General features: G+C 73.6%; 21 protein-coding genes. 7 read left to right on the top strand and 14 right to left on the bottom strand.

The window, feature by feature from the left end; genetic code table 11:
• Positions 1 to 8: 8 nt before the first annotated feature.
• Positions 9 to 2189 carry a 3-hydroxyacyl-CoA dehydrogenase NAD-binding domain-containing protein gene (locus OIM89_RS02220; protein WP_030694951.1) on the top strand — a complete coding sequence of 727 codons (2181 nt, stop codon included), beginning with the start codon at positions 9 to 11 and terminating at the stop codon, positions 2187 to 2189.
• Between the two features lie 72 nt (positions 2190 to 2261).
• Here OIM89_RS02220 and OIM89_RS02215 read toward each other — a convergent pair whose 3' ends face one another.
• On the bottom strand, positions 2262 to 2999 hold the full coding sequence (locus OIM89_RS02215; protein WP_030694952.1) for a MerR family transcriptional regulator: 738 nt from the start codon (positions 2997 to 2999) through the stop codon (positions 2262 to 2264).
• Between the two features lie 400 nt (positions 3000 to 3399).
• On the opposite strand from OIM89_RS02215, the gene OIM89_RS02210 reads away from it, so the two are divergent.
• Complete coding sequence (locus tag OIM89_RS02210) at positions 3400 to 5175, top strand: BCCT family transporter (protein WP_030694953.1); 1776 nt, start codon at positions 3400 to 3402, stop codon at positions 5173 to 5175.
• A gap of 89 nt (positions 5176 to 5264) precedes the next feature.
• Here the strand turns inward: OIM89_RS02210 and OIM89_RS02205 are convergent, their stop codons facing one another.
• Complete coding sequence (locus OIM89_RS02205) at positions 5265 to 6212, bottom strand: NAD(P)/FAD-dependent oxidoreductase (RefSeq protein ID WP_257381138.1); 948 nt, start codon at positions 6210 to 6212, stop codon at positions 5265 to 5267.
• Between the two features lie 97 nt (positions 6213 to 6309).
• Between OIM89_RS02205 and OIM89_RS02200 the strand changes: the two genes are divergently transcribed.
• Together OIM89_RS02200 and OIM89_RS02195 are read left to right on the top strand one after the other, a co-directional pair.
• Positions 6310 to 7533 carry an AAA family ATPase gene (locus OIM89_RS02200; protein WP_264490929.1) on the top strand — a complete coding sequence of 408 codons (1224 nt, stop codon included), beginning with the start codon at positions 6310 to 6312 and terminating at the stop codon, positions 7531 to 7533.
• A gap of 17 nt (positions 7534 to 7550) precedes the next feature.
• The gene (locus OIM89_RS02195; protein ID WP_030694956.1) at positions 7551 to 9125 is read left to right on the top strand and encodes a VWA domain-containing protein; all 1575 of its coding nucleotides are present in this window, start codon (positions 7551 to 7553) and stop codon (positions 9123 to 9125) included.
• A gap of 99 nt (positions 9126 to 9224) precedes the next feature.
• Here the strand turns inward: OIM89_RS02195 and OIM89_RS02190 are convergent, their stop codons facing one another.
• From OIM89_RS02190 to OIM89_RS02180, 3 genes are all read right to left on the bottom strand, one after another.
• Complete coding sequence (locus tag OIM89_RS02190; protein WP_264490928.1) at positions 9225 to 10535, bottom strand: amidohydrolase family protein; 1311 nt, start codon at positions 10533 to 10535, stop codon at positions 9225 to 9227.
• A gap of 25 nt (positions 10536 to 10560) precedes the next feature.
• A complete protein-coding gene (locus OIM89_RS02185; protein ID WP_030694958.1) occupies positions 10561 to 11874 on the bottom strand; it encodes an amidohydrolase family protein in 1314 nt (437 codons plus the stop codon).
• Between the two features lie 189 nt (positions 11875 to 12063).
• Positions 12064 to 12777 carry a GntR family transcriptional regulator gene (locus OIM89_RS02180; protein WP_195730078.1) on the bottom strand — a complete coding sequence of 238 codons (714 nt, stop codon included), beginning with the start codon at positions 12775 to 12777 and terminating at the stop codon, positions 12064 to 12066.
• Positions 12778 to 12852: 75 nt separating this feature from the next.
• On the opposite strand from OIM89_RS02180, the gene OIM89_RS02175 reads away from it, so the two are divergent.
• The gene (locus OIM89_RS02175) at positions 12853 to 14490 is read left to right on the top strand and encodes an ABC-F family ATP-binding cassette domain-containing protein (RefSeq protein ID WP_264490927.1); all 1638 of its coding nucleotides are present in this window, start codon (positions 12853 to 12855) and stop codon (positions 14488 to 14490) included.
• 22 nt (positions 14491 to 14512) lie between these two features.
• Here the strand turns inward: OIM89_RS02175 and OIM89_RS02170 are convergent, their stop codons facing one another.
• From OIM89_RS02170 to rsgA, 7 genes are all read right to left on the bottom strand, one after another.
• The gene (locus OIM89_RS02170; protein ID WP_030694961.1) at positions 14513 to 15889 is read right to left on the bottom strand and encodes a sodium/glutamate symporter; all 1377 of its coding nucleotides are present in this window, start codon (positions 15887 to 15889) and stop codon (positions 14513 to 14515) included.
• A 350-nt stretch (positions 15890 to 16239) separates the two neighbouring features.
• Positions 16240 to 18666 (bottom strand): Tex family protein, encoded by a 2427-nt coding sequence (locus OIM89_RS02165; RefSeq protein WP_264490926.1) that lies wholly within the window; start codon positions 18664 to 18666, stop codon positions 16240 to 16242.
• A 134-nt stretch (positions 18667 to 18800) separates the two neighbouring features.
• Positions 18801 to 19664 (bottom strand): SCO6745 family protein, encoded by an 864-nt coding sequence (locus OIM89_RS02160; RefSeq protein ID WP_030694963.1) that lies wholly within the window; start codon positions 19662 to 19664, stop codon positions 18801 to 18803.
• Positions 19665 to 19720: 56 nt separating this feature from the next.
• Complete coding sequence (locus OIM89_RS02155; protein ID WP_047466629.1) at positions 19721 to 20488, bottom strand: enoyl-CoA hydratase/isomerase family protein; 768 nt, start codon at positions 20486 to 20488, stop codon at positions 19721 to 19723.
• 43 nt (positions 20489 to 20531) lie between these two features.
• Positions 20532 to 20798: a hypothetical protein gene (locus OIM89_RS02150; RefSeq protein WP_264490925.1), complete on the bottom strand. Its 267-nt coding sequence runs from the start codon at positions 20796 to 20798 to the stop codon at positions 20532 to 20534.
• A 172-nt stretch (positions 20799 to 20970) separates the two neighbouring features.
• Positions 20971 to 21480 (bottom strand): GNAT family N-acetyltransferase, encoded by a 510-nt coding sequence (locus OIM89_RS02145; RefSeq protein WP_047466991.1) that lies wholly within the window; start codon positions 21478 to 21480, stop codon positions 20971 to 20973.
• Positions 21481 to 21785: 305 nt separating this feature from the next.
• Complete coding sequence (gene rsgA, locus OIM89_RS02140; protein WP_151167529.1) at positions 21786 to 22880, bottom strand: ribosome small subunit-dependent GTPase A; 1095 nt, start codon at positions 22878 to 22880, stop codon at positions 21786 to 21788.
• A 109-nt stretch (positions 22881 to 22989) separates the two neighbouring features.
• Between rsgA and OIM89_RS29950 the strand changes: the two genes are divergently transcribed.
• Together OIM89_RS29950 and OIM89_RS02135 are read left to right on the top strand one after the other, a co-directional pair.
• A complete protein-coding gene (locus OIM89_RS29950) occupies positions 22990 to 23760 on the top strand; it encodes a transposase (protein ID WP_368423286.1) in 771 nt (256 codons plus the stop codon).
• Positions 23753 to 24295, top strand: coding sequence for an ATP-binding protein (locus OIM89_RS02135; RefSeq protein WP_217685671.1), 543 nt, complete (start codon positions 23753 to 23755; stop codon positions 24293 to 24295). The genes OIM89_RS29950 and OIM89_RS02135 overlap by 8 nt, the downstream gene beginning before the upstream one ends.
• 3 nt (positions 24296 to 24298) lie before the next feature.
• On the opposite strand, the gene idi is transcribed toward OIM89_RS02135, so the two are convergent.
• Together idi and OIM89_RS02125 are read right to left on the bottom strand one after the other, a co-directional pair.
• Positions 24299 to 24895: an isopentenyl-diphosphate Delta-isomerase gene (gene idi / locus OIM89_RS02130; protein WP_175458047.1), complete on the bottom strand. Its 597-nt coding sequence runs from the start codon at positions 24893 to 24895 to the stop codon at positions 24299 to 24301.
• 315 nt (positions 24896 to 25210) lie between these two features.
• On the bottom strand, positions 25211 to 26149 hold the full coding sequence (locus tag OIM89_RS02125) for a cation diffusion facilitator family transporter (protein WP_175458046.1): 939 nt from the start codon (positions 26147 to 26149) through the stop codon (positions 25211 to 25213).
• Positions 26150 to 26228: the final 79 nt, after the last annotated feature.

Raw genomic sequence — 26228 nt, 5'->3', positions numbered from 1 at the left:
AGCCACACATGAGTGAGTCCACCACCGCGTCGACCATCCGCTGGGAGCAGGACGACACCGGCGTCGTCACCCTCGTCCTCGACGACCCGGCCCAGTCCGCCAACACCATGAACGCGGCCTTCATCCGCTCGATCGGCGAGATCGCCGACCGCGCGGAGGCCGAGAAGGACACCATCCGCGGGATCATCGTCACCTCCGCGAAGAAGACCTTCTTCGCCGGCGGCGACCTCAAGGACATGATCCAGGCCACGCCCGACCAGGCCCAGGAGGTCTTCGAGCGCGGCCTCGCCATCAAGAAGGCGCTGCGCCGCATCGAGACCCTCGGCAAGCCGGTCGTCGCCGCCATCAACGGCGCGGCCCTCGGCGGCGGCTACGAGATCGCCCTCGCCTGCCACCACCGCATCGCCCTGGACGCCCCCGGCTCCAAGATCGGCCTGCCCGAGGTCACCCTCGGCCTGCTGCCGGCCGGCGGCGGCGTGACCCGTACCGTGCGGCTGCTCGGCGTCACCGACGCGCTGCTCAAGCTGCTCCTCCAGGGCACCCAGTACAGCCCGCGCCGTGCCCTCGACAACGGCCTCGTGCACGCGGTCGCCGAGACGCCCGAGCAGATGCTGGTGGACGCCCGCGCCTTCATCGACGCCCACCCGGAGTCGGTCCAGCCCTGGGACGTCAAGGGCTACCGCATCCCGGGCGGCACCCCGGCCCACCCCAAGTTCGCCGCCAACCTCCCGGCGTTCCCGGCCAACCTCAAGAAGCAGACCTCCGGCGCCCCGTACCCGGCCCCGCGCAACATCCTCGCGGCCGCCGTCGAGGGCTCCCAGGTCGACTTCGAGACGGCCCAGGTCATCGAGGCCCGCTACTTCACCGAGCTGGTCACCGGGCAGATCGCCAAGAACATGATCCAGGCGTTCTTCTTCGACCTCCAGGCCGTCAACTCCGGCGCCAACCGGCCGAAGGACGTGGAGCGCTCCACCGTCCGCAAGGTCGCCGTCCTCGGCGCCGGGATGATGGGCGCCGGCATCGCCTACTCCTGCGCCCGCGCCGGCATCGAGGTCCTGCTCAAGGACGTCACCCCCGAGGCCGCCGCCAAGGGCAAGGCGTACTCCGAGAAGCTGTGCGACAAGGCCGTCTCCCGGGGCCGTACCACCCGGGAGAAGGCGGACCAGGTGCTCGCCCGGATCACACCGACCGCCGAGGTCGCCGACCTCGCCGGGTGCGACGCGGTGATCGAGGCGGTCTTCGAGGACACCTCGCTCAAGCACAAGGTGTTCCAGGAGATCCAGGACGTGGTCGCCCCCGACGCGCTGCTCTGCTCGAACACCTCCACCCTGCCCATCACCGCCCTCGCCGAGGGCGTGAAGCGGCAGGAGGACTTCATCGGCCTGCACTTCTTCTCGCCGGTCGACAAGATGCCGCTGGTGGAGATCATCAAGGGCGAGCGGACCGGCGACGTGGCGCTGGCCCGCGCCTTCGACCTGGTCCGGCAGATCAAGAAGACCCCGATCGTGGTCAACGACTCCCGGGGCTTCTTCACCTCCCGGGTCATCGGCCACTTCATCAACGAGGGCGTCGCCATGGTCGGCGAGGGACTCGACCCGGTCTCCGTCGAGCAGGCAGCCGCCCAGGCCGGCTACCCGGCCAAGGTCCTCTCCCTGATCGACGAGCTGACCCTCACCCTGCCCCGCAAGATCCGCAACGAGACGAAGAAGGCGATCGAGGAAGCCGGCGGCACCTGGCCCGACCACCCCGCCGACGCGGTGGTGGACCGCATGGTCGACGAGTTCGGCCGCACCGGCCGCAGCGGCGGCGCCGGCTTCTACGACTACGCCGAGGACGGCTCCCGCGCCGGGCTCTGGCCGGGCCTGCGCGAGCACTTCACCCGGCCCGGCACCACCATCCCGTTCAAGGACATGCAGGAGCGGATGCTCTTCTCGGAGGCGCTGGACACCGTCCGCCTCGTCGAGGAAGGCGTCCTCACCTCGGTCGCCGACGCCAACATCGGCTCCATCATGGGCATCGGCTTCCCCGCCTGGACCGGCGGCATCCTCCAGTACATCAACGGCTACGAGGGCGGCCTGCCCGGCTTCGTTGCCCGCGCCGAGGAACTGGCCGCCACCTACGGCGAGCGGTTCACGCCCCCCGCGCTGCTGGTGGCCAAGGCCGAGAAGGGCGAGCGGTTCACCGACTGACCCGCCCCCTCCCGCACCGGTGCCCCCGTCCGCCTGGCGCAGGCGGACGGGGGCACCGTCGTACGAGCCGTCCTACTCCTTGTCCGCGCCCGCCGGCAGCCAGCTGCGCAGTTCGTCCCTCAGCGAGCGCTGGAACGTCGCCACCAGGGCCTGCACCACCAGCGGCTGCATGTGGGCCGAGAGCGACTTGATCCGCTCCACCTCGCCGGGATCGCCGGAGGCCCCGGCGTGCTCCCACACCTCGTCCTTGAAGAGCCGCGACAGCTCCGCCGCGGCCGCGCGGGCGTGCTCCATGAGGATGGCCCGCGCCGCGAGGATCGCCTCGTGCGAGATCGGCACGTCCAGCAGTTGCAGGCCGAGCCGGAGCATCCCCGGGTCGACCAGGAAGGCGTCCGGCTCGGCCCCGCCCGCCAGCGCGCCCATCGCGGTCAGCCGCGCCACGTCCTGCCCGGTCAGCGGCCGCCCGGCCCGCCGCTCCAGCTCCGCCCGGGAGGTCTCCTCGGCCGCGTCCGGCACCCAGGCCGCGACCAGGGCCCGGTGCAGGGCGAGGTCCTGGTCGCTCAGGTCGGCCGGGAGCCGCTCCAGGTACCGCTCGATCGCGGCCAGGGTCAGCCCCTGGTGCTGGAGGTCCTCGATCAGCGCCAGCCGCGACAGGTGCGCGGGGCCGTAGTGGCCCACCCGGCGCGGGCCGATGGCCGGGGGCGGCAGCAGGCCGCGGGTGGAGTAGAAGCGGATGGTGCGGACGGTGACCCCCGTCCGGGCGGCCAGCTCGTCGATCGTGAGCGTCGGCCCGCCGGTCTCCGTCGTCATGTCAGCGCCTCCTGTCGAGTGCAACAGTATTGCTGTCTCACCGGTGTGGTGAAAGTGGCCACGGCGTCCGGAGAGGCGGAACCGGACCTTCCCTCAGGGAGGAACCGGACATGTCCGGTTCTGGACTTCGCGCGACCGGAAACGGGCGGCCCCATGCGCACACAATCCCCGCTTTTGGCAGGTGCAAGATGCGCCGGTCTGGGCAGGGGCGAAGTGCTGTGGCCCCATGGGCCCGCGCCCGCCCAGGTCCCCCGGCCGGCAGGCCGGACGTACCGCCTGACGGCGGGAACCGTCCGACACCGGCCCTCACCGGCCTGTCCGGGTGCGGCCCTGTGGTAGGCGTCAGCGGATACATGTCCTTTTGTCCCCCTACCCACGTCCATCCCGAAAGGTGCCGCCTGTGACGCGCGACAAGCACACACCAGGGACCGGCGACGGCCCGAAGCTCGCGCCGGACACCCCACCCGGCGGCCCCGCCGAACGCAGCGGGCCCACCACCGACCGCATCGTGTTCGGTGTGACCGCGGCCCTCACCCTGGCCTTCGTCCTGTGGGGCGCTCTCGCCACCGACGCGCTGGAGTCCGCCTCCAGCACGATGCTGAACTGGCTCATCCACAACGGCGGCTGGGCCTTCATGCTCGCCGCCACCGGCTTCGTCGTCTTCGCCCTGTGGCTGGCGATGAGTCGTTACGGCAAGATCACCCTGGGCGCCGAGGGGGAGGGACCGGAGTTCCGGACCGTCTCCTGGATCGCCATGATGTTCAGCGCCGGCATGGGCATCGGCCTGATGTTCTTCGGCGTCAGCGAGCCGCTCGCCCACTTCGCCGACCCGCCGCCCGGCACCGACCCGGCCGACGCCGGCGAGGCCATGCAGACCGCGATGGCGACCACCCTCTTCCACTGGACGCTCCACCCGTGGGCGATCTACGCCGTGGTCGGCCTCGCCATCGCCTACAGCACGTTCCGGCGGCGCCGCCGTCAGACCATCAGCGCGGTCTTCGAGCCGCTCATCGGTGAGAAGCGCTCCCGGGGCGTCTGGGGCCGCGTCATCGACATCATCGCGATCTTCGCGACCCTCTTCGGCTCCGCCGCCTCGCTCGGCCTCGGCGCCCTCCAGATCGGCAGCGGCATCGAGGAGCTGGACTGGCTCTCGGTCGCCGGGACCGGCCTGCTGGTCGTCATCATCGCCGTGCTGACCGTGGCCTTCGTCGCCTCCGCCGTCTCCGGCGTGGAACGCGGCATTCAGTGGCTCTCCAACATCAACATGGTGCTGGCCCTGCTGCTCGCGCTCTTCGTCTTCATCGCCGGGCCGACCGTCATCATGCTCGACATGCTGCCGACCTCCATCGGCGCCTACCTCCAGGACCTCCCGCAGCTCATCGGCCGCACCGAGGCCTCCACGGGCGAAGGCGTCGGCGACTGGCTCGGCTCCTGGACGGTCTTCTACTGGGCCTGGTGGATCTCCTGGACGCCGTTCGTCGGCATGTTCATCGCCCGGATCAGCCGGGGCCGCACCATCCGCCAGTTCGTCGGCGGCGTCATCCTGGTGCCCAGCACCGTCAGCCTCATCTGGTTCGCCGTCTTCGGCACCACCGCGATGACCCTGTCGGAGGAGGGCCGGCTCGCCGCCGACGCCACCCAGGAGGCGCAGCTCTTCGGCGTCCTCGCCGAGTACCCGATCGCCACCGTCACCAGCATCCTGGTGATGGTCCTGGTCGGGATCTTCTTCGTCTCCGGCGCCGACGCGGCCTCCATCGTGATGGGCACCCTCTCGCAGAAGGGCCGTCTGGAGCCGGGCCGGTTCGTCGTCGTCTTCTGGGGTGTCGTCACCGGAGCCGTCGCCGCGATCATGCTGCTGATCGGCGGGGGCGAGGACGACGCCCTGGCGGGCCTGCAGAACCTCACCATCCTGGTCGCCGCGCCGTTCGTCCTGGTGATGATCGGCATGTGCGTCGCCCTCATGCGCGACCTGCGCCGCGACCCGCTCATCGTGCGCGGTGTGATGGGCAACGAGGCCGTCGAGATGGCCGTCGTCGCCGGTCACGAGAAGTACGACGGCGACTTCGAGATCCGCATTGGACCCGGCCAGGGGCCCGAGAGCGCGGGTGACCCGATCGGCATCACCGGTCCCGAGGACGACGGGGACGGCGGGGAGCGCATCCACGTCAAGTCCTGACCCCGCGCCACCGAGCCCGTGCCCGCCCCGCCTTCCGAGGCGCGGCGGGCACAGGCGTCCCGGGGGCGGGAGCCGGTACGCCCCTCCGGTTACGCGTCCACCAGCGCCGCCACCTCGTCGGCGCACCCCCAGGCCACGGTCACCCCGGCCCCGCCGTGCCCGTAGTTGTGCACCAGCACGCCACCGCCGGGCAGTTCCTCGCGCTCCAGCCGGACCCCGCCGGCCCGCTCGGGGCGCAGCCCCACCCGGTGGCCGAGCACCCGGGCCCCGGCGATCTCCGGCCGCAGCGCGGCGCAGCGCGCCACGATCTCCCGCGCGGTCGCCGGGTCGGGCTCCAGGGAGTCCGCCCCGGCCTCGGCGGTCCCGCCCAGCAGCAGCCGGCCCGGCTGCGGGATGAAGTACGTGGACGCGGCGCCCGTGCCGGTGTGGGTGAACCAGGTGTCCACCCCCGGGTTCTCCACCACGACCAGCTGCCCGCGCACCGGCCGCATCCCCGCGTCGGGGACCAGCCGGGCCGCGCCCAGCCCGGTGCAGTTGACCACCGCCCGGGCACCCTCGGCGGCCTCCGCCAGCGATGTGGCCGTCCGTCGCTCGACGCGGCCCCCGGCCGCCTCCAGCCGCCGCACCAGCCAGGTCAGATGCGTCGGCATGTCCAGCACCGGCAGCCGCGCCCACAGCCCGTCGCCCGGCGTGTACTCCGCCTCGGTCGCCGCCCGCAGCCCGTCCACGTCGGCGGCCCAGGCGCCGAGCCCGTCGAGCGGGGTCGCCGCGTGCACCCCTGAGACCAGGCGTGCGCCGGTCTCCTCGGGCCGGTCCAGCAGCCCCGCGTAGACCTCCAGCGAGCGCAGCGCCCAGGCGCCGACCCGCTCCTCCGGCTCGATGCGGTACGGCCACCACAGGCCGCCCGCCACCGCCGAGGTCGTCGCCCCCAGCTCCTCGGGGCTCCACAGCCGGACCCGGTGACCCGCTTCCGCGAGCACCACCGCCGAGGTCAGCCCGATGACTCCGCCGCCCACCACGATCGTTTCGCCGTTCATGGCCGGACCGTAACGGAGGGGCCGCCTCCCGGGGGAGGGCGGGGTCGGCGGCCGGTCTGTGTGACCATGGCGACCGGTCGAGGGGGAGGAGCCGGGGATGGCGGCACACCAGGAGCAGCGGGAGCACGAGGCGCCGGAGGGAAACACGGCGGAGCGGCTGCGGGCCGTCTGCGGCGAGCTGTCCGAGCGTTTCCACGAACGGGCCGACGTGGTGCGCACCCTCTGGGCCACGCTGCTGGCCGGCCAGCACTCGCTGCTGCTCGGCCCGCCGGGGACGGCCAAGTCGGAACTGGCCCGCGAGGTCACCGGCCGCGTGGAGGGTGCCGCGTACTGGGAGATCCTGCTCTCCAAGTTCACCGCGCCGACGCGGATGTTCGGGCCGGTCGACGTCGGCGCGCTGGCCCGGGGCGAGTACCGGCAGGTCTTCGAAGGCCGGGCCACCACCGCGCACATCGCCTTCGTCGACGAGATCTTCAAGTGCTCCACCGCCGCGCTCAACGAGACCCTCGGCTTCCTCAACGAACGGCTCTACCACCCCGAGAACGGCGGCGAGCCCATCCGCTGCCCCCTGATCGGCGCCATCACCGCCAGCAACGAACTCCCCTCCGGCGAGGAGAGCGCCGCCGTCTACGACCGGCTGCTGGTACGGATCGAGGTCGGCTACCTCGCCGACCCCTCGAACTTCGCCGCCCTGATCCGCTCCGCCGTCACCCCGCCCGCCCCGCCGAGGCGCACCACCGTCACCCTGGCCGCGCTCCAGCACGCGGTCACCGAGGAGGTGCCGGCCGTGCCCGTCCCCGACGCGGTGGTGGACGCCCTCTGCACCCTGCGGGCCGCCCTGCGCCGCAAGGAACTGATCGCCTCCGACCGCCGCTGGCGCCAGTCGGTACGCCTCCTCCAGGCCGGCGCCTACCTCGACGGCCGCCCCGAAGTCGCCGAGACCGATCTCTCCGTCCTCACCCACGTGCTCTGGGACTCGCCCGCCCAGCGGCCGACGGTCGAGCGCGAAGTGCTCCAGCTGGTCAACCCCGACGCCCGGGAGGCGCTCGACCTGGCCGACACCATCGAGGAGCTGGAGGCGCAGCTCGACTCGATGGCCGGCCAGTCCCGGGAGGCGCTCAGCGAGTGGGTCATCAAGAACGCCCACCAGAAACTGGCCCTGGCCGGCACGCGCCTGGAGAGGCTGCGCGAGGAGGCGGCCGCCGCCGGATGCTCCACCGCCGCCATCGAACGCGTCACCGGCCGTCAGCGAGCGGTACGCGCCCGCGTCCTCACCGAGGCGCTGGGCGTGGACGCCAGCACGGTCCAGGCGCAGCTCTGAAGGCGGGGGAGCCCGCCATGGCGGACAGCACAGGGCAGGAGCCGGCCGAACCGGGTCACACCGGCGCGGTGGTCGCGGACCCGTACGACAGGATCGCCTGGCGCGACCTCTATGCCCAGTCGGCCGCGCTGCGGGAGCTCGCCGCCGAACTGGCGGCCCGCCACGCCCACACCACCGACCTGCTCGCCGACGCCTTCCTCGCCGCCTACCTGGCCGCGCCCCGGGTGCGCGAGGCGGCCGAGATGGCCCCTTCCCGGCGCTTCAACCGCCAGGTCGTCGCGGAGCTGGCCGCCTCCCCGGGCTTCGCCGCGCTGCGCCGCGAGACGGCCGGAGACCCGTACGCGGCGGCCCTGGCCGTGCTGGCCGAGGCCCCGGCCCTGCGGCTGCTGCTGGACCGTACCGAGCCGGCCCGGGAGGCGGCCGCCCGGGCGGCCGAGGCCCGCCGGAGCGCCGACCGCCTGTCCCGGGAGGCGGGTCAGGCGGCGCAACAGGCCGGAGCAACCGCCGGCGCCCTCGGCGCCGGGGCGACCTCGGCCGACGGCGCGGCGGGGCCCGCCTCCGCGCCCGCCGCCACCGCCGGGCAGGCGGCCTCCCGGGCCGAGGCCGCCGCTCGTCAGGCCCTGGAAGCGGTGGCCCCCGGCATCCGCGCCGCCGCCCGCACCGCCACCGCACAGGCCGTGCGCGTCACCCGCGAGGAGGCCGCGCTGATGCGGGCCTGGGGTGTGGGCCACGGCGAACTGGAACGGATGCCCTACGAGCAGCGCGCCCGCCTCGCCGAGCGGCTGCGCACCAGCCGCCTGGCGCGATGGGCCGAACTGATCGGCCGCTTCCGGCAGATGGCCGACGGTGAGCGCGCCCGCAAGGTCGAGAACGCCACCGGCGAACTGATCGGCGTCACCGTCGGCGACGACCTCTCCCGGGTCCTCCCCTCCGAACTGGCCCACCTCGGACTGCCGGAACTGCGCGCGGTCTTCGCGGCCCGGTACGCGGCCGGGGAACTCATGCTCTACGACAGCCGGGGCGAGCAGACGACGGGCCAGGGGGCGGTCATCGCCTGCGTCGACACCTCCCACTCCATGTACGAGGAGGGGCCCGGCGGCATCACCCGCGAGGCCTGGTCCAAGGCGTGCGCCCTGGCCCTGCTCGACCAGGCCCGCCACGCCCGGCGCGACTTCGTCGGCATCCTCTTCTCCGCCGCCGACAAGCTCCAGGTCTTCCGCTTCCCGGCCGACCGGCCCGCCCCGGTCGCGCGGGTCCTGGAGTTCGCGGAGACCTTCCTCGGCGGCGGCACCAGCTACCAGCGCCCCCTGTCGGCCGCCGCCGACCTCCTCGCGGAGGAGTTCGACACGGACGCACGCGGACGGGGCGACATCGTGCTCATCACCGACGACGAGTGCGGCGTGACCGAGCAGTGGACCCGCGACTGGCTGAAGGCCAGACACCGCCTCGGCTTCCGCCTCTTCGGCCTCGCCGTCGGCGCGCCGACGGCCACCGCCTCCGGTTCGGTCCTGGAGGCCCTGTGCGACAACCTCCGCCCGATCGAGGACCTGACGGACGTGCGGGCGGCGGCGGATCTCTTCCGGCTGATCTGACGGGGAGGGGACGATGGGCGGAATGCGGACACGAGGGGTGCCGGAACCCGCCCTGACCGGGCTGGGAGCAGTACGCCCGGTGGGCTGGGGCGCGCTCCGTCAGCGCCCGGTCAGTTCCCCGTCGCGGGCCACCACGCGCCCCGCGCGGACCACCAGGTCGCGCTGAGGCAGGTCCACCAGGATCTGCGGCAGGCATGCGCCGCGTACGAGGAGGAAGTCGGCCGGGGAGCCGGGCTTCAGGTCGGTCTCCGGGAGGCCCAGGAGGCGGGCCCCGCCGTCGGCGCCGGCCCGGAAGGCGGCCTCCAGTTCCTCGTCGAGGCGGGCGTCGCGTACCCAGGCGAGCAGGTGCGCGCGGTGCAGCATGTCGGCGTTGCCGAAGGGGCTCCAGGAGTCCCGGACGCCGTCCGAGCCGAGGCCGACCTCGACCCCGTGTGCGCGCAGCCGGCCGATGGGGAGGACCAGGCCGGAGCTGGGCGCGACGGTGGTGAGGGAGATTCCGGCGTCCGCGAGTTCCGCCGCCAGCTGGTCCAGCTCGCGTTCGGGCAGGCCGGGGACGCAGAAGACGTGGCTGACCGTCACCTTCCCCTGCAGGGAGAGGGCCCGGATACGGGCGATGATCGCGCGCAGCGACTGGAGCCCGGTCGCCGCCCGTTCGTGCAGATGGATGTCGACGCCCACACCGTGCCGGTCGGCGATGCCGAAGACCACGTCGAGCTGCTCGTCGAGGGCCTCGTCGAAGCCGATCGGGTCGATGCCGCCGATCCGGTCGACCGCCCCCGTACGCGCCGCCTCCTCCAGCAGCTCCCGGGTGCCCGGCGTGCGGATCACCCCGTGCTGGGGGAAGGCCACGATCTCCACGTCGAGCGCGTGCCGCAGATTCCGGCGCGCCGAGCCGACGCCCTCGACGCCCGCCAGGTCGAAGGCGGGGGCGACGTCGGCGTGGGCGCGCATCGCCCGTGTACCCCGGGTGACCGCGTGGCCCATCAGCCGCTCCGCCCGCTCCTTCAGGGGCGTCCGCAGGGCGTGGTGGAGCTTCACGTCCTCCTCGGTGTACTCGGCGATGGAGCCGGCCGGGTTCCGGCTCACCCAGGGCTCCCCCCACGCCGTCTTGTCGGGGTGGATGTGGGCGTCCACCAGGGTCGGCAGCGCGATCCGGCCCCCGCAGTCGACCACCTCGGCGCCGTGCGGGGCGGGGCCGGAGGCGAGGAGGCCGTCGACGGCCACGAGGTCGGTGGGCCGCTTCGCGCCGTAGGGCCGGACGTTCCTGAAGACCGTGGCGCGCGCCGGGCGGCCCGGCGCGGCCTCGGCACCGGAAGCGGTGGCGGTCGCGGCGGCGCCCGCGAAGGCGGCGGTGCCGACCAGCACGCCGCGCCGGGTCAGGCCGGTGGCGGCGGGGGAGTGGGGGTGCATCACAAGCTCCTTCGGGGACGGGGGATCAAGCGGCCTGGGCCTGGACCTGGAACCCGGCGCGCACGACGTGCGCCGGGCGGGTCAGCACACCGGGGTCGGCCAGCGGGTCACCGTCCACGACGAGCACGTCCCCCGCGTAGCCCCGGGCGAGACGGCCGACCGTGGAGCCGAGGCCGAGGAGCTTGGCGGCGCCGGTGGTCGCCGTGCGGAGGGCGTCGAGGGCGGGCAGTCCGGCCGCGTGCATGAGGACCACCTCGCCGCCGACCGGGTCGACCGTCCCGCCCGAGGAGTCCGTCCCGGCGGCGAGTGGCACGCCCAGCTCGTGCGCGGCCAGCACGGCCCGCTTCAGGACCGGCAGGTAGGTACGGCCCCGCTCGGCCAGCACCGGGTCCGAGGAGTCGGCGAGCCCCGCGATGGCGGTGAGCGTCGGCGTAAAGCAGGTGTCCCGGCGGCGCATCTCGTGCAGGGTGCGCTCGCCGACGAAGGCGCCGTGCTCCAGGGAGCGGATGCCCGCCGTCACCGCGTCGTGGCAGCCCTTCTCGCTGTAGCTGTGGCAGAGCACGCCCTTGCCGCCGCGCCGGGCCGCCGCGACGATCGCGGAGAGCTGCTCGTGGTCGTAGACCTGGGTGAGCGGGTCCTGGTCCGGCAGCCCGGCGCGCTCGTTCACCCGGGTCTTGACCGTGTCGGCGCCGCGCGCGAGGTTCACCTCGACGACGCGCCGCAGCGCCTCGGGCGAGCGCACCCCGTCGCGGAGCCGGGCCAGCGGGGCGAGTTCCGGGTCGGCGAGGAGGGTGTCACCGAGGTCCGGCGTGACGAAGACGCCCGCCGCGCGGAGCCGGGGCGCCTGCTCGGGGGCCTGGCGGGCCAGCTCGCGTACGGCGATGTCCTGGAAGAAGCTGGTCGAGCCGCTGCGCGCGCTGGTCGCGCCCTTGAGGACGGCGTCCCGCGCCTCGGCGGCCGTGTTGAGGTGGATGTGGGAGTCCACCAGTCCGGGCAGGACCCACCGGCCGTGCGCCCGCAGCACCGGCACGCGGGACGGTACGCGGTTGCCGAGGCGGGCCCGGGACCCGGCCGCGCGGACGACGCCCCCGGTGATCACGACGACGGCGTCCTCGGTGACCTCGCCCGTCGCCGGGTCGAGCAGGGTGCCGCCCTCCACGACCAGGTCCCCGCCCCGGCCGGCCCCTCCCCGGCCGGCGGCCGGCGCACCGCCCGAGGCGGCGGCGGGGGAGGCCGCCTGGGCCAGCACGGCCGAGGTCCCGGCCAGGGCCGCCGCGCCCGCGAGGACACCCCGCCGGGTCAGACGGCCGGAGGGTGGCGGGGTGTTCTCGACACACATGGAGGGCTCCTTCAGCCGCGAAAAGCAGAACAGGGAGCACTTTGTATACCAGGGGAGCCGAGAGGCTGGGAAGGAGCGGTTCCGCTCTGCGGGCAGGCGGGAAGAAGGCGCACTATGCGGCGCATGGGGAGGTTGTGGGGTGGGAGCTGGAGGGGTCTGCTTTCAGCCCGGCGTCCCTGGTATACCAACCTAGGCGTCGTCGAAGAGGGAGCGCAGGGCCACCGTCCGGCTGTCCCGGACGTGCAGCAGCGTGCTGGCCGCCGCCGACTCCTCGTCGCCCGCCGCGATGTACCGGAACATGACGGCGTGCTGCGCCCGCATGTGCTCCGGCTCCTCGCGCATCCCGAAGAGCAACTGGAGCTGTCCGCTGAGCTGTTCCATGGTGCGGGCGAGCATCGGGTTGCCGCTCAGCGCCACGATGTCCTCGTGGAAGGCGGTGTGCGCGGCCACCTCACGCGCCCCCTCGTCGGCCCGGGCGGCCTGCTCGGCCCGGTCGAGGGAACTCCGCAGCGCGACGGTGCCCGGCAGCTCCCCAGGGGCGGCCCGCGCCACCCGGCGGGCGGCGAGCCGGGACGCCTGGACCGCGAGCGGTTCCCACACCTCGTACAGGTGCTCCACGTCCGCCCGCTCCAGCCTGCGCACCCGCACCCCGCTGTGCGGCAGGAGTTCGAGGAGTCCTTCGCCGACCAGGGCCCGCAGCGCCTCACGCACCGGGACACGGGACATCCGCAGCTCCTCGGCGACCTCCCGTTCCACCAGGCGGGCGCCCTGCGGATAGCGGCGGTCCACGATCCGCTGCCGGACCGCGTCCCGGGCCCGGGCGCTGAGCGAGGTGCGCCCGGGGGCCTCCTCGCCCGGCCGCGTTCCGTCCCGCCCCGCGCTGCTGCCCGCCACGTCCGCCATCCTCCGCTCGGCCTGCTCCCGGGCGAGGATACGCGCGGCACAACCGCCCTGCTCACGGCGCTATGCTCGCGACCTGTGACTGCCACCCTCGTCGCCAGGGACCTCAGCGCCCAGCACGGCGACCGCACCCTCTTCGAAGGGCTCGACCTGGTCGTCGCCCCGGGCGACGTGATCGGGCTGGTCGGTGCCAACGGCGCCGGCAAGTCCAGCCTGCTGCGCCTCCTCGCCGGACTCGACGCGCCCGGCCGGGGCAGCGTCGGCCGCACCCCGCCCACCGCCACCGTCGGCCACCTCCCGCAGGAGCCCGACCGGCGCCCGGGCGAGTCCGTACGGGACTTCCTGGCCCGCCGCACCGGCGTGGCCCGCGCCGAGGCGGAGCTGGACGCCGCCACCGAGGCGCTGGTCGCCGGGGCCGAGGGCGCCGACGACGCGTACGCGACGGGACTGGAGCGGTGGCTCGCCCTCGGCGGCGCCGACCTCGACGAACGGGCCGAGGAGACGGCCGCCGCGCTCGGCCTGACCACCGGCCTCGACCACCCCATGACCGCCCTCTCCGGCGGCCAGGCCGCCCGCGCCTCGCTCGCCTCGCTGCTCCTCTCCCGCTACGACGTCTTCCTCCTGGACGAGCCCACCAACGACCTCGACCTCGACGGCCTGGACCGGCTGGAGGCGTTCGTCACCGGACTGCGCGCCGGAACCGTCGTCGTCAGCCACGACCGCGAGTTCCTCACCCGCACCACCACCAAGATCCTCGAACTCGACCTCGCCCAGCAGCAGATCCGCCTCTTCGGCGGCGGCTACGCCGCGTACCTGGAGGAGCGGGCCACCGCCCGGCGGCACGCCCGCGAGGAGTACGAGGAGTACGCGGGGAGGAAGGCGGCGCTGGAGGAGCGCGGGCGCACCCAGCGGGCCTGGATGGACAAGGGGACCAAGAACGCCCGCCGCAAGGCCGGGGACAACGACAAGCTCAGCCGCAACCTGCGCAGCGAGGCGAGCGAGAAGCAGGCCGCCAAGGCCCGCCAGACCCAGCGGATGATCGAGCGGCTGGACGAGGTCGAGGAGCCGCGCAAGGAGTGGGAGCTGCGGATGGAGATCGCCGCCGCGCCCCGCTCGGGCGCGGTCGTCGCCACCCTGCGCGACGCGGTGCTCCGCCGGGGCGGCTTCCAGCTCGGCCCGGTCTCGCTCAGCGTCGACTGGGCAGACCGCGTCGCCATCACCGGCGCCAACGGCTCCGGCAAGTCGACGCTGCTCGCCGCCCTGCTCGGCCGCGTCCCGGTCGACGAGGGCTCGGCCGCCCTCGGCTCGGGCGTCCTGACCGGCGAGGTCGACCAGGCCCGGCGCCTCTTCGACGGGCCCGAACCGCTCCTGGAGGCGTTCCGGACGGCCGCCGACGACATGGACCCGGCCGAGGCGCGCACCCTGCTGGCCAAGTTCGGCCTCAAGGCCCACCACGTGCTGCGCCCCGCCGCGACCCTCTCGCCGGGGGAGCGGACCCGCGCGGCGCTCGCCCTGCTCCAGGGCAAGGGCGTCAACCTGCTGGTCCTGGACGAGCCGACCAACCACCTCGACCTGCCCGCCATCGAGCAGCTGGAGTCGGCCCTGGAGGCGTTCACCGGCACGCTGCTGCTGGTCACCCACGACCGGCGGATGCTGGAGGCGGTACGGGTGACCCGCCGCCTGCGCGTGGCGGACGGGCGGGTCACCGAGGTCTGAGCCGGGGCGGGGGGCTACGGGGTCAGAGGCCCGCTTCCTCGCGGGGCGCGGGGACCGCCTCGCCCCCCGCTCGCCGTTTGGGCGCCCAGCCGAGCAGCCACGGCAGCAGCAGGGCGACCAGCCCGACCGCCGTCCACACCCCGCCGACCACCCAGACGGCACCGGCGGTGACCAGGACGGGCACGAAGGTGACGGTGAGCGTCTCGACCGGGGCCACCGGGATGTACGCCACCCCGAACTCCTCCAGGGTGCCGCTCTTGAGCTTCGGGTCGACCATCCGCAGCAGCGCGATGGCGGTGGCGGCGGCGCCGGTGGACCAGCCCCAGGTGACGACGGCCTTCTCGAACCAGTTGCCCGCGAAGAGCCGGGGCGCCACCCCTAGGAAGAGGAAGAGGCAGAGCGCGAGGCCCAGGGCGAACATCCCGAGCAGCGGCAGCCACCAGTCGGCGACGAAGCTCGGCACGATCGAGGCGATGCCGCAGGTGATGAGGACGTCGGTGGCGGTCCCGGAGACCGACTTCAGCGACTCGCCGTCCACGTACCCCCAGGCCGGGGTGCGGGCCAGTACGGCGCGGATGGCGAGGCCCACGATGAAGGCGAGGGCGAAGACCGGCACCATCAGCGAGGGGAAGAGGCCGGTGAACCACTCGGAGACGCCGTAGGCGACCGCCGAGATGATGAGGACCACGCAGATCTGGATGCCGAGCGGCTCCACCGAGGAGGGGGAGGTGGTGGCGAAGCCGGTCGCGGTCCGCTCCTCGGACTTGGTCACCAGGCCGGTCCGCAGCTCCTCGGGAAGCGTCTCGAAGCGGCCCATGCCCTGGGTGTGGCCCTTCCGGGCGCCCCAGTTGTTGAGGATGATCCCGCCGACGACGCCCGCCAGCATGCCGGCCGTCGCCGCGGTGAACCCGAGCGAGGAGGCGCCCTCCCAGCCCGAGGCCTCGAAGGCGGTGCCGAGCGCGGCCGCGGTGCCGAAGCCCCCCGCCCATCCGGCGAAGAGCAGCGTGCCGAAGCCGTCCGGCACGTCCCAGAAGAGGCCGAGCACCACCAGCGCGAAGATCATGCCGAGGCCGACCTGGAGCGCGTACGCCGCGACGCTGTACGAGCCGTAGGCGCCGGCCGAGCGGCCCATGCCCTTGAAGGAGAGCCCGTCGGTCAGCGCCAGGCAGGCGAAGACCACCACGATCAGCACCGAGGCGTAGGTGCCGAGCTGATCGGAGAAGGGCAGCAGCCCGAGCCCTTCGGGGCCGAGGGCCAGGCCGAGGAATCCTGCGATGACGCTGGCGGGGAGCATCAGGCGCTGCACCAGCCGGACGCGGGCCCGCAGAACGGTACCGGTGACCAGGAGGGCGGCGAGCAGACCGGCGTCGCTCAGCAGCGACCAGGGCGTGAAAGTCATACAGGCTCCGGAAGGCCCGGGTCCCTCGTGGGGACCGTGTCGAGTGGGGGGAGTCCCGGCGGCGGATCACGCGGGCCGGGATCTTCGAAAACGTTCCGGGGTTTTGTATCAGCTCCGCCACAGAAGCGGAAAATTTGCTTCCGCTTCAACTGCCGCTCAACCAACGGCTCCTCGCCCGGCAAAACCGGGCATAACGTGACCGAAGGGTGCGCCATCCGGCCTTCGGCCCGTTCATGCTGTGAGAGTCCTCGCGTCCGTTCGTGTGCGGATGCGGTGAAGTGGACGGGAACGGGCGCGCCGCGCCCGCCCCGGCCCGTGGGGGCCGGGACGGGCGCGGTGGGGGGCGGGTGTCAGCGCCGCTTCGGGTCGAGCAGCCCGGCCCGCCGCAGCGCGTCGGCCATCGCGTCGTTGGCCGGCGGCGGAGCCGACTGGCCCCGGCCGCCGCCCCGCCCCTGCCGCTGCTGCGGGGCGCGCGCGCCGCCGCGCCGCTCGCCCTGGCGGCCGCCGCCGCCCTGGCCCTGCTGCCCCGGACGGCCCCCGCCGGAGCGGCCCTCGCCGCCGCGCCGCTCACGGCCGCCGCCCGCCGCGCCCGGCTCGTCGTCCAGCCGCAGGGTGAGCGAGATGCGCTTGCGCGCCGCGTCCACCTCCATGACCTTGACCTTCACGATGTCGCCGGGCTTGACCACCTCGCGCGGGTCCTTGACGAAGTTCCGCGACATCGCCGAGACGTGCACCAGGCCGTCCTGGTGGACGCCGACGTCCACGAAGGCGCCGAACGCGGCCACATTGGTGACCACGCCCTCCAGCACCATCCCGGCCTCCAGGTCGGAGAGCTTCTCCACGCCCTCCCGGAAGGTGGCCGTCCGGAAGGCCGGACGCGGGTCGCGCCCCGGCTTCTCCAGCTCCCGCAGGATGTCCGTCACCGTCGGCAGACCGAACTTCTCGTCCACGAACTCCTGGGCGTTCAGCGACCGCAGCGTGGCCGCCGACCCGATCAGCACGTCGACACCGCCCGCCGCCTTCGCCATCCGCCGCACCACCGGGTACGCCTCCGGGTGCACCGCCGAGGCGTCCAGCGGGTCGTCCCCGCCCCGGATGCGCAGGAAGCCCGCACACTGCTCGTACGCCTTCGGGCCCAGCCGGGAGACGTCCTTGAGGGCCTTGCGGGAGGTGAACGGGCCGTTGCTGTCCCGGTGCGCCACGATGTTCTCGGCGAGGCCCGAGCCGATGCCCGAAACCCGGGCCAGCAGCGGCGCGGAGGCCGTGTTGACGTCCACGCCGACGCCGTTGACGCAGTCCTCGACCACCGCGTCCAGCGAACGGGAGAGCTTCACCTCGGAGAGGTCGTGCTGGTACTGGCCGACCCCGATCGACTTCGGGTCGATCTTCACCAGCTCCGCCAGCGGGTCCTGGAGCCGCCGGGCGATCGAGACCGCGCCGCGCAGCGACACGTCCAGCTCCGGCAGCTCCTGCGAGGCGAACTCCGAGGCCGAGTAGACCGAGGCGCCCGCCTCCGAGACCATCACCTTGGTGAGCTTCAGCTCCGGGTGGGCCGCGATCAGGTCACCGGCCAGCTTGTCGGTCTCCCGCGAGGCGGTGCCGTTGCCGATGGCGACCAGCTCGACCTGGTGCGCCCTGGCCAGCGCGGCCAGCTTCTCCAGCGACCCGTCCCACTGGTTGCGCGGCACGTGCGGGTAGATGGTGTCGGTCGCCACCACCTTGCCGGTGGCGTCCACCACGGCCACCTTCACGCCGGTCCTGAACCCCGGGTCCAGGCCGAGCGTCGCCCGGGTCCCGGCGGGCGCGGCGAGCAGCAGGTCCCGCAGGTTGGCGGCGAAGACCCGCACCGCCTCGTCCTCGGCGGCCGTCCGCAGCCGGCTGCGCACGTCGATGCCGAGGTGCACCATGATCCGCGTCCGCCAGGCCCACCGGGCCGTGTCCAGCAGCCACTTGTCCCCGGGGCGCCCCCGGTCGGCGATCCCGAACCGGGACGCCACCTCCACCTCGTACGAGGAGGGCGCCGAGGGGTCGGCCTGCGGCTCCTCCGGCTCCAGGTTCAGGTCGAGGACGCCCTCCTTCTCGCCGCGCAGCATCGCGAGGACCCGGTGCGAGGGGAGTTCGGTGAACGGCTCGGCGAAGTCGAAATAGTCGGAGAACTTCGCCCCCGCCTCCTCCTGACCCTCACGGACCTTGGCCGCCAGCCGCCCGCGCCCCCACATCCGCTCGCGCAGGGTGCCGATGAGGTCCGCGTCCTCGGAGAACCGCTCGGCCAGGATCGCCCGGGCGCCGTCCAGCGCCGCCTGCGCGTCGGCCACGCCCCTCTCCGGGTCCGCGAACGCGGCCGCCGCCGACAGCGGTTCGGCCGAGGGGTCGCCCAACAGGCTGTCCGCCAGCGGCTCCAGCCCCGCCTCCCTGGCGATCTGCGCCTTGGTGCGCCGCTTCGGCTTGAACGGCAGGTAGATGTCCTCCAGCCGCGCCTTGGTCTCGGCCGCCTCGATCGCCGCGCGCAGCTCGTCGGTCAGCTTGCCCTGCTCGGCGACGGATTCGAGGACGGCGGTGCGCCGCTCCTCCAGCTCCCGCAGGTACCGCAGCCGCTCTTCGAGGGTGCGCAGCTGGGCGTCGTCCAGCATCTCGGTCGCTTCCTTGCGGTAGCGCGCGATGAACGGCACCGTGGCGCCGCCGTCCAGCAGCTCGACGGCTGCCCTCACCTGCCGCTCCCGCACGCCGAGCTGCTCGGCGATCCTGCTCTCGATGGACCCGGTGCTGGGTGTGGTCACGATCTCCGTACCGCCTTCTCACTGAGGGTGCGCCGCAATTGTGGCAGCCCGGCCCGCCGGACCCGCACACCCGTCCACCGGCCGTGTCACCCCCGGGGCCCTGCCCGCGAGGGCGACACGTACGCCGGGAGAGCTCAGCCGCGCCCCAGCATGCCGTCGGGGAACGCCCCGGCCGCGAAGATCCGCCCGAGCAGGTCCTTGGCCAGCTCGGTCAGGCGCAGCGTGCCCTCGGCGCCCAGGTGTTCGTAGGGCCCGGCGTCCAACCGGTCGGTGCGCTCCTCCAGTTCGGCCCGGAGCGCCGACCCCTTTTCGGTGAGGGAGCCCTCCTGGTCGAGGATGCCGCGGGCGCCCAGCCGCGCGCTCGCCTCGTCCCACTCCTGCTGCGTCCAGCCGCGTGTCCCCAGCACCCACTTGGGCGCCATGCCGAAGCCGGTCGCGGTGTGGCTGATCAGCGCCTCCAGCGGGTCGAGTTCCGCGTCGAGCAGCGCGGCCAGGTGGGCGTCGCCGCGGTGCTCGCGCAGCAGGGTGGCGGCGTGCCAGTAGGCGAGGTGGGGCTCGGCCGGGACCGGCAGGTCGGCGTGGGCGGCGTAGAGCGGGCGGCCGGGGCGGGCGCACCCCTCGGCGGCGCGCAGCGCCAGCTCCGCGGCCTCGGCCACCTCCGGCGCGGCCACCGCCTCCTCGCCGAGCAGCCGCCGCAGGGTGCGGTCGGCCGCGCGCAGCCGTGCGTCGAGGACCTGGGCGGGGGTGGCCACCTCCCAGACGGCGGGCAGGTGGCGGGCGACCAGGTCGTGCCGGAAGTTGAAGAAGGTGGCGGTCACCGTGCCGGGGCCGACCGCGCCGAAGGCGGCGGCCCGGGAGGCGAAGTAGGCGGCGTCGGGGTCGGTGACGCCGAGCGCGGCCATCTCCTCGCGCAGGTCGGGGGAGAAGTAGACGGCGGAGTGGAACGGGTTGACCGCGTGGTGGCAGCGGCGTCCGGCGCGTGCGGGAAGAGTGCTCATGGCCCAGACGTTACCGACCAGTCGGTATGAGAGGGAAGGGCAGGCGCCCTCCCGGCTCACTCGCCCGTGGTCGCGGGCGTCCAGGTGAAGTGCGGCGCACGGCGCTCCAGGAAGGCCGCCACCCCCTCGGCGGCGTCGGTGCTGCGCCGGGCCTCGTCCTCCCAGTGGGCGATCCGGTCGGTACGGCCCGCCACGAACTCCTTCGCGGCCGCCTGGGTCAGCGGCGAACGGGCGGCCAGCACCGACGTGAACGCGGCCACCCGCGCCCCCAGCCCACCGACAGGCAGCACCTCGTCCACCAGGCCGCAGCGCAGCGCCCGCTCGGTGCCGATCAGCTCGCCCGAGAAGAGCAGGTACTTGGCGGTGGCGGGCCCGGTGAGGGTGGCCAGCCGCGCGGTGGACGAGGCGGGGTAGACGATGCCCAGCTTGGCCGGGGTCACCCCGAACCGGCTGCCCTCCTCGGCGAACCGCAGGTCGCAGGCGGCCGCCAGCTGGGCGCCGCCGCCCACGCAGTACCCGCGCACCGCGGCCAGTGTCGGCCGGGGGAAGGCGGCCAGCGCCTCCTCGGCCAGCACCGAGAGGCGTTGCGGGCCGTCGCCGCCCTCGGCGGAGGCGTCGAGCGAGGAGATGTCCGCCCCGGCGCAGAAGGTCCCCCCGGCGCCGGTCAGTACCAGGGCCCGCACCGACGGGTCCGCCGCCAGCTTCGCGAGGAGCGGCGGCAGCGCGCGCCACATCGCGGGCGTCATGGCGTTGCGCTTGGCCGGATGGTCGATGACGACCGTGGCGACGCCCTCGGCGACGGTGTGGCTCAGCTGCGGCTCCATGGCCCGGATGCTATCCGCACCGGGCGCGGCCTTCGCGGGCCGGCTACACCTCGTTGAAGCCGCGCGAAGCGTCGTAGATGTCGGCCTCGATGACGACCACGAACAAGCGCGTCACGACGTAGTGGATCATCAAGCGGTCTTCCGAGATCTCACGGGTCGCAGCGTCGTTCGTGTAGGCGAGGAGACTGCCGGCGGCTTCAGGATCTGCTGCGATCCTGTCGACGAGACGCTGGAACTTCTTTCGGTCTGCCGGCGGTATGCAGTCACGGAAACGTACAACCTGCTCGGTGAACTGCACGCGCTTCTTCATCGAGGCAGATCCTATGGACACGGCAGAGGCCCCTTCCCCCCCGGGCGCCCGGCGGCATGCGCTGCCGGGCCTGGGGCGTGCGGCTCTCGATTTCCGCGAAGACCGGCAGCCGGACCGCCCGGGAAAGCCGTGGCGCTCCGGGGGGACGAGCCCCGGGGCGCCACGGGAGCGGTCAGACGCCGAACGCGGCCGGGTACCGGATGGTGCCCGCCGGGACGGGGCGAGTGTCATCGAGAGCCATCGCCATCATGGCTTCGTCGGGTACGTCGAACGGGGCTCGGATGCCGAAGCGGGAGGCCGGTGTGAAGCCGAACCGAGGGTAGTAGCCGGCATGGCCCAGGACGACGACGAGGTTTTCCCCCATGGCCTGGGCGGCGGCCAGGGCGCTGCGGATGGCCGCGGAGCCGGCTCCGGCACGCTGGGCCGAGGGCAGTACCGCGCACGGGGCCAGGGCGAGGGCAGGCTGACCGCCGACGTGGCAGCGGGTGAGCAGCGCGTATCCGACCGGGGTGCTGTCAGGGGCTGTGGTGACCATCGACAGACCGTCGATCCACGCCTGGGCGTCGGCGCGCAGGGCGTCGACGATGTCGGTCTCGGCGGCGGTGGGAAAGGCCGCGAGGAGGATCTCACGGACGACGGGGATGTCGTCAGCGGTTTCGGGACGGGCGTTCCAGGTGGTCATGGTTCCGTTCTCGGTGGTGAGGTGGGGGCGGAGGATGCGGGCGGCGTAGTGGTAGCCCCTGTGTTCCCGCCGCATGTCGATCTGCGCACGGTGCGCGGAGTACACGAAGCCGTCGGCCCAGATCAGGTGCGCACCGGCCTCCTCCGCCGGCAGCAAGGCGGAGCGGCCGGGGCCGCAGCCCGCGTCCAGCACGTGCGGGCGCTCGGGCGGCGGCCCGGCCATTGCCACCGGGCGGCGTGTGGTGGCGTCCGGGCCGGGGCCCCGCCGGGGCAGATCTGTCACGGAGTCGGCGGGGCCGGCGCCGTTCACAGTTGGCGCTCCCGGAACTGGTAGGTGGCACGCAGGTGCCGGGTGATGTCCTTCCTGGCGGCCTCGCGGTCGCCGCGCAACCGGGCGTCGGTACGGGAAGCCGCATAGGCGTTCTCCCTCAGCAGTTGGCGATAGCTGTCCAGACGGCGCTGGGTGATCTCGCCTGTCTCGACGGCAGCCACTACGGCGCAGCCGGGTTCCCCCACATGCGCGCAGTCCCTGAACCGGCAGTCCTGTGCGAGGTGCTCGATCTCGGCGAAGGTCTGCTCCAGCCCGTCCTGGGCGTCGTGCAGGCCGATCGCACGCAGACCGGGGGTGTCCAGCAGGACCCCGCCGCCGGGCAGCGGAATCAGCTCCCGCCACGCGGTGGTGTGCCGCCCCTTGTTGTCCGCGTCGCGCACAGCCGCGGTCGCCAGCCGGTTCTCGCCCAACAACTGGTTGCCCAGAGTGGACTTACCGGCGCCCGAGGGCCCCAGCAGCACGACGGTGCCGTCCAGGACGGCTGTCAGGGTGTCCAGGCCCAGCCCGCTCACGGCGCTGGTGATCAGCACGTCGATGCCTGGTGCCACCTCGGACAGTTCCGTTGCGGCGCGTTGAGCGTCCGCACACTGGTCGGCCTTGGTGAGCACCACGACCGGCTGGGCGCCGCTCTCCCAGGCCAGGGCGAGCATACGTTCGGTCCTGCCGTGCTTCAGCGGCGTGTCCAGCGCGACCGTCACCACGACCGTGTCGATGTTGGCGGCCAGGACGTGGCCCTGGGAGGTACGCGAAGCGGTGGACCGAACCAGGGCGGTGCGTCGCTCCAATAGTGCGTGCAGTACCGGTCCGTGACGGGGAGTGGCAGGGCGAAGGGCGGCCCAGTCGCCCGTGCACGGTGACGACGGACTCGCCTGACCAGCGGCATCGGGGATCTCCGCACGGAGAATCCCGGCATCGGTGACCGCCTCGCACGAGCCGCGCTCGGCTCGCACGATACGAGCCGGGATCAAGCCGGCGGCCCGATGAGGGGTGAAGGTGTGCTCGCTCGCCTCGTCCCAGCCGTAATCCGTCAGGGAGTACGGCTGAGCATGGCCGAAAGTAGATTGATGCAACGTAGAGACCCTTGAACAGGGACCCCGTTGAGCGCGAGGCTCAGCCCCTTACGAGTCGTCAGGCTCAGGGAGATGAACGTCAGGTCAGACCGGGGCCCGGGACGTGAGGATGGTCCGGCGTGCGCTGCGCACGGCAGCAGCCTTCACGGCAGACATCGACTCACCTCCCTCTTCCAGCCTCGCGGTTGACCTGAAGGTCCCTTCCGCGTGGAGAATAACACGCGTCCGCGCGAACGTCCGACACGGCAAGAGACGGAGGGTGCGCCCCCCCTGCCACTCCGCTCCTCCTGCGAAGCAGCTCCTCCTCCCGATCCACGACGCGTTCCGGGCGCCGGCACCGGGAATCTCCGCGCTCGGCGATGAACGCCTTGTGCACGGCAGGCTTGGTCGGCGTCTCAGGGTCCGTGACGCGCTCACGGGGCCCCCGACTCGTCGGTGGCCGAGGTCGCCGGTGCGTCGACCTCGGCCCCGTCACCGCTGGGTGGTTCCTGGTGTCGTGACGCGTCGCCATGAACTGTCGGACGCCTGGCGGCAGTTCGTCCGGCCGCCGCTTCCGGATGCGTTGCGGGGGCGCGAGCGGCTGGACGATCGCAGGGCCTTGAACGGGACCGTGTGGAAGTTCCGGACCGGGACGACTTGGCGGGGTGTGCCCACGCGTCACGGACCGCGGGCGACGTCGCACGCGCGTTCTGGATGCCTCCTGGCCCGACCGGTCGAATCGGGACACGGGGCGCCATCGGCTGGTCGAGTCCGCTCGATACGCGGCATTTTGCGGTCAGGTACCGGACTCGGAGCCGGGCATTCCCAACACTCGGACCGTGGAAGCCACCGAGGCCCAGGACGCCGGAGAGACCGAGGACGGGGACCCGAACATGGATGACGGTGCACGAGGCGGCCCGGCGGGGCCGCCGCCGGGAGTCGCCGCACCGCCCGTGGCGGCGCCCGCGCCCCCCGGCCCGCTGCCGTACGAGGGCGTCTGGCGCTTCACCGCCGCCGCCGAGGACGCCGCGGTACCGAGCGTCCGGCACGCCGTACGGGACCTGCTGCGCCGCCAAAACGTTCCCGCACCCCCGGACCTGGTGCACGGGCTGCTGCTCATCGTCTCCGAGCTGGTCACCAACGCCGTACGGCACGCGGCCCTGCTCTCGCCGACGGTCGGCGTCGAGGTGGCCGTCGGCGCCGCCTGGGTGCGGGTCGCCGTCGAGGACAGCCACCCGTACCGCCCGACCGCGCTGGTCGCCGACCACGGGCAGACCGGCGGCCGGGGGCTGCTCCTGGTCCGGGAGATCACCGCGGAGGCCGGCGGCGTCTGCGACGTCGAGCACACCGCGGCCGGCGGGAAGATCATCTGGGCGGCGCTGCCGCTGGCCCCGGGGGCGGGCGGCGCACCGGTGCTCCCGGCCCCCGGAGGCTGAGCCTCACCAGCCGGCGCTGTCCCCGGTCAGCTCGCGGACGGCCGGGCGCGCCGCGTCCAGGACGGTCATGAACCAGGCCGAGAAGGGTCCGGCCTCGTGCCGCTCGGCCAGTTCGGCCGGGGTGACGAAGACGGTGTCGCCGACCTCCTCCGGGTCGGGCCGCAGCGGGTCGCGGACCAGCCCGACGAAGAGGTGGTTGTACTCCTGCTCCACCAGGCCCGAGACGGGGTCCGGGTGGTTGTAGCGGACCGTGCCGGCCTCGCCCAGCAGGGCGGGGGAGACCCCCAGCTCCTCGAAGGTGCGCCGGGCGGCGGCGGCGAAGGGTGCCTCGCCCGGGTAGGGATGGCCGCAGCAGGTGTTGGACCAGACGCCGGGGGAGTGGTACTTGCCCAGGGCCCGCTGCTGGAGCAGCAGGCGGCCCCGCTCGTCGAAGAGGAAGACGGAGAAGGCCCGGTGCAGGCGGCCGGGCGCCTGGTGGGCGGAGAGCTTCTCCGCCGTGCCGATGGTGTTGCCGTCCTCGTCGACCAGTTCGAGCAGAATGACGGCCTCCGGGGAGTCGTCCGACGAGCGGCTCACCGCGGTGGCAGGTGTGATCGGCATACCCATCCTTCGCTTCGGTCCTGAGCGACCAAGTCTGCCGCACAAATCCGGCGCTCTGGGTACCAGCCGTGCCCAGCGTGCCCGGATCGGACGCTACCCGTCCGCTTCCCGGCGCCCGGTGCGCGGTCCGTACCCGCCGGTCAGGAGCGGGTGCGGGGCAGGCCGGCAGGGCGTGGCGCGGCGCGGGCCTCTTCTCGGGGACGGGCCGGAGGCGGTGGATGGCTCCGGCGCACCCCGGCCCGGCCCGGGCGCCCCGGCGGCCCGCCGGGCGACCTGTGACGATCCTGTGACATCCCCCGGGGACGCCCCCCGGGCTCAGTGGCAGAGTCCCGCCTCGTGCGGCGCGTGGCCCGAGGGCTCCAGCTGGAAGGTGCAGTGCTCCACGTCGAAGTGGCCGCCCAGGCACTCCTGGAGTTCGTGCAGCAGCTTCTCGTGGGCGGCGGCGTCCAGCTGGTCCGCCTCGACGACCACGTGCGCGGAGAGGACCGGCATCCCCGAGGTGATGGTCCAGGCGTGCAGGTCGTGCACGCCGACCACGCCGGGCAGCTCCTCCATGTGGCGCCGCACCTCCGCCATGTCGACGCCCTTGGGCGCCGCCTCCAGCAGGATGTCGAGCGTCTCCCGCAGCAGCCGCAGGGTGCGCGGCACGATCATCGCGCCGATCAGCAGCGAGGCGACCGGGTCGGCCGCCTGCCAGCCGGTGGCCATGATGACCAGGGCCGAGAGGATTACGGCCACCGAGCCCAGCGCGTCGGCGGCCACCTCCAGGAAGGCCCCGCGGACGTTGAGGCTCTCCCGCTGGCCGCGCATCAGCAGGGAGAGCGAGACGACGTTGGCCAGCAGGCCCACCGCGCCGAAGGCCAGCGCCAGCGGCCCCGAGGTCTCGGCCGGGGTGAAGAAGAACCGCTCCACCGCCTCGTAGACCACGTAGCCGCCGACGCCGAGGAGCAGGAGGCAGTTGGCGAGCGCCGCGAGTATCTCCGCGCGGGCGAAGCCGAAGGTGCGCTTCTCGCTCGGCGGGCGGTTGGCGAAGTGGATGGCGAGCAGCGCCATGCCGAGGCCCAGCGCGTCGGTCGCCATGTGGGCGGCGTCGGCGACCAGCGCCAGCGAGTCGGCCAGCAGGCCGCCGACGATCTCCGCCACCATCACGAAGAGGGTGATGCCCAGCGCGATCCGCAGCCTGCCCCGGTGGGCCGAGGCGACCGTCCCGGTGGCGGGACCGTGTGTGTGCCCGTGATCGTGCCCAGCCCCCATGGGACGTGTCCTTTGCCTCGTCGGTCTCTTCGTCAGTGGCGTCGGCCGACCACAGTGAACTACGGGTGGGGGGTATCCG

The organism is Streptomyces sp. BI87, assembly GCF_025957665.1.
Lineage (GTDB): Bacteria > Actinomycetota > Actinomycetes > Streptomycetales > Streptomycetaceae > Streptomyces > Streptomyces albidoflavus.
The sequence above is the reverse complement of the archived record's forward strand: the minus strand, read 5'-3'. Positions and strand labels throughout refer to the sequence as shown.